Source organism: Ectobacillus sp. (assembly GCF_056992975.1).
On record NZ_JBXKMX010000025.1, the window covers coordinates 1 to 2,984 of the forward strand.

Genomic DNA, 2,984 nt, shown 5'->3' on the forward strand with positions numbered 1-2,984 from the left:
CATTTCAGCCATACGAGGTGAACCGAGGTACATCGAAGCATTTCCTTCTACCATCATAACAATGTCACAAAAAGCGGGAATATAGGCGCCTCCTGCTGCAGAAGGTCCAAACAATAAGCAAATTTGCGGGATTTTTCCTGATAGCTTTACTTGATTATAAAAAATACGTCCTGCGCCGCGACGTCCAGGAAACATATCAATTTGATCGGTAATACGTGCCCCTGCCGAATCAACTAAATAAAACAATGGTGCACGCAGTTTTTCAGCTGTTTCTTGAATGCGGAGGATTTTTTCAACTGTACGTGAACCCCAAGACCCGGCTTTAACAGTTGAATCATTTGCCATAACACAAACAGTGCGTCCATGTATTTTTCCAATAGCAGTTACTACTCCATCTGCAGGTAAATTGTCATTATCGCAATTTGCAAATAAACCATCTTCAGCATAGTCAAAGTCATCAAACAAAGCAGCAAGGCGCTCTCTTACGAAGAACTTCCCTTTTGCATCATTTTGCTCATGATATTTTTCGGCTCCGCCTTGTTTTATTTTCTCAACTCGTTCTTCTAACGTACCCTGCTTCTGTTGTTGATCTAGCACGATTATTCCCCCTTATAGATTGGCTTTCGCTTTTCTCCAAATGCTTGTAGCCCTTCCAAACGATCCTTTGTCGGGATGATAGTTTCATATGCCTCTATTTCAACTTGAAGCCCGCTTTGAATATCCACCTGCATCCCTTGTGAAATAGTACGCTTTGCAGCCTTTACGGCAAGAGGTCCATTTTGTGCAATGAGCGTCGCAATCTCGTAGGCTTTCGTAAGCAGATCTTCCTTACTAGCTGTAAATTCTACAAGACCGTATTCCTTTGCTTCTACTCCTGTTATGCGTCTGGCTGTATAGATGAGTTCTTTGGCCCTGCCTAAACCGACTAACCGAGGTAAACGCTGCGTTCCGCCAGCACCAGGAATGATGGCAAGGGATGTTTCAGTTAAACCAAGTGTAGCGGTTTCAGCAGCGACGCGAATATCACATGCTAAGCAAAGCTCTGTTCCACCGCCAAGTGCAGTGCCGTTTATGGCAGCAATAACAGGCATCGGCAATTGTTCAATTTGATTTATCGTTTCACGAATTAACGTGACCGCCTTGCGTACCTCAGCTTCATTCATTCCCATTCGTTCCTTCAAATCTGCGCCGGCGCAAAATGCTTTCTCTCCTGCACCGGTAATAATCACAACACGTACATCCGTATTTTCTCTTATCTGATTCCATACTTCTTGCAGTTCCTCAAGCAATGAAAGTGATAATGCATTCGCTTGCTTCGGCCTGTTTAGCATAACGGTTACAATATGCTCTGTACGAAATTCAACTGAAATATTCTCTAGCAGAAGCATCGCGTTCACCTACTTTTCGTTTTTTGTTGCATAGCGCGGTGTACATGACTGTGTAACGGCATATTTAGCTTACGCTCTATAAACTGAGTAGCAATTGTAAAACGGCTAGTATCAATATTTGTCTGTATCCCCATAGCAGATAGCATATGAAGGAGATCATTTGTTGCAACGTTTCCGGAAGCGCCTGGTGCATACGGACAGCCTCCTAATCCCCCGCACGCACTATCAAACGTTGTGATCCCCATAGATAGTGATTGCATAACATTGGCAAGCGCCATTCCATATGTGTTGTGAAAATGAAGTGCTAGTGAAGAAGTTGGAAATTTACTAAGTAGAGACCCTAATACACGTTCTACTTGAGACGGATTTGCTACTCCAATCGTATCCCCAAGAGAGATTTCGTAAATTCCGTACGATAGCAATTCCTCACAAATCTCTTCAACTTTCGAAACGGAGACCTTTCCTTCAAAGGGACAGCCAAACACAGTTGATATGTAACCACGAACTTTTTTCCCAGCTTGTAAGCTATTTGCGGTTACTTCCTTAATAGAAGTAAGAGCATCCGAAATGGATGAGTTAATATTACTTTGATTATGTGTCTCACTTGCTGAGAGAAATACACTAACTTCATCTACATTTACGGAAAGAGCTCGCTGTAATCCGCGAACATTTGGAACGAGAGCGGCATAGGTAACACCCTCTTTTCGCTCTAAATGAGCAAAAACGTCCGCTGCATCTGCTAAAGCCGGAATCCACTTTGGATGAACAAAGGATGACACTTCTATATAAGAAAGCCCCGTTTCGGATAGGAGGTAAATCCATTCCAATTTATCTTTCGTTGCAACGATTTTTTTCTCATTTTGCAATCCATCTCGAGGACCAACTTCTTTTATCGTAACAAAATCAGGCAACTTCATCCCTTATCCTCCTATTCCAGTTCCGCTATAACATCACCTTCGTTTACAAACTCTCCCTCGCTTACGTTTAATTTCACAATTTTTCCTGCTTGTTCCGTTGAAATTGGAATTTCCATTTTCATCGACTCTAAAATGGCAACATCTTGTCCCTCTTCAATTACATCCCCTACATTCACCACAAATTTCCATACATTTCCTGCCATCGTAGCATATACATTTGCCATTTTTTCTCCTCCTTTAATTATTTTTGAACTACTCGCTCTGTTAAAAAGCTTGTCGTATACACGCCGCATTGAAATGTCTCATCCTCTAACACTTGAAGTAGTAATGGTATATTGGTTTTAATACCTTGTAATTTGAAGTCTATCAGCGCCTTATGAAGCGATTGGATTGCCTTCTCCCTAGTCGTTCCATGTGCAATAACCTTTGCAATCATCGGATCATAATAGGGAGTTATGGTTGTTCCTTCATCGACAAAATGATCAATTCGAACCGTAGTGGGAAGTTGAAGAAACGTAATTTTTCCTGGTGAAGGATAAAATGTGTTGGGATCCTCTGCGTACACGCGTGCTTCGATACTATGTCCGTTTAAAGCAATATCATCTTGTGAAAAGGAGAGCCTTTCTCCTGCAGCAATACGCAATTGTTGTTCAACTAAATCTAAGCCCGTAATTTCTTC

At 41.9% G+C, this 2,984-nt stretch carries 4 protein-coding genes and 1 pseudogene; all 5 read right to left on the minus strand.

The window, feature by feature from the left end:
• The coding region (locus tag AC11ZT_RS01035) for a carboxyl transferase domain-containing protein (protein WP_484057828.1) at positions 1-597 on the minus strand (597 nt) is incomplete at its 3' end.
• A 2-nt stretch (positions 598-599) separates the two neighbouring features.
• Positions 600-1,388, minus strand: coding sequence for an enoyl-CoA hydratase (locus tag AC11ZT_RS01040; protein WP_484057829.1), 789 nt, complete (start codon positions 1,386-1,388; stop codon positions 600-602).
• A 5-nt stretch (positions 1,389-1,393) separates the two neighbouring features.
• Positions 1,394-2,305 (minus strand): hydroxymethylglutaryl-CoA lyase, encoded by a 912-nt coding sequence (locus AC11ZT_RS01045; protein ID WP_484057830.1) that lies wholly within the window; start codon positions 2,303-2,305, stop codon positions 1,394-1,396.
• Between the two features lie 11 nt (positions 2,306-2,316).
• Positions 2,317-2,529, minus strand: coding sequence for an acetyl-CoA carboxylase biotin carboxyl carrier protein subunit (locus AC11ZT_RS01050; RefSeq protein WP_484057831.1), 213 nt, complete (start codon positions 2,527-2,529; stop codon positions 2,317-2,319).
• A 17-nt stretch (positions 2,530-2,546) separates the two neighbouring features.
• Positions 2,547-2,984, minus strand: a pseudogene (locus AC11ZT_RS01055) (biotin carboxylase); the annotation flags it as partial.